The sequence below is a fragment of the Pseudomonas sp. FIP_A4 genome (genome assembly GCF_036701605.1).
Taxonomy (GTDB): Bacteria; Pseudomonadota; Gammaproteobacteria; order Pseudomonadales; family Pseudomonadaceae; genus Stutzerimonas; species Stutzerimonas phenolilytica.
On the sequence record NZ_JAYDXP010000081.1, the window covers coordinates 1 to 359 of the forward strand.

Annotated in this window: 1 pseudogene; it reads left to right on the plus strand. The window is 67.4% G+C overall.

Annotation, left to right across the window (positions count from 1 at the left end):
* Positions 1-73: 73 nt before the first annotated feature.
* Positions 74-190, plus strand: a pseudogene (locus U8L64_RS00635) (pyrimidine/purine nucleotide monophosphate nucleosidase domain-containing protein); the annotation flags it as partial.
* Between the last annotated feature and the right edge of the window lie 169 nt (positions 191-359).

The following is a 359-nucleotide window of genomic DNA, read 5'->3' on the forward strand; positions in this document are numbered from 1 at the left end:
CCTTGCGGGCCAGCTCGATCATCTCGCGGAACAGCGGCTTGCCGGCGGCGTCGTTCACCGCGCGCACGTCGACGCCAGCCTGCAGCTGCGCCGCGCGCTGCCGCCCCACGAGCTGGCCGCCACCCTGCGCCGCGCGTTTTCCGGCAGCGTCGCCGGCAACGTCAAGGACAAGGGCATTCGCCGCATCGAGATTCTCGACAGCCGCGCGCTGTCCGCATACGACGAATAGCCCTGCGGCAGATCGCCGCAGGCATCTTGATCATCATCAAGGCCGCGCCCGGGGTCGGGCGCGATACTGCCTTTCGGTTTCACGCCGGTGATGGATGGTTCCTCGGTCATCCATTGGAAGATCTCGAGGA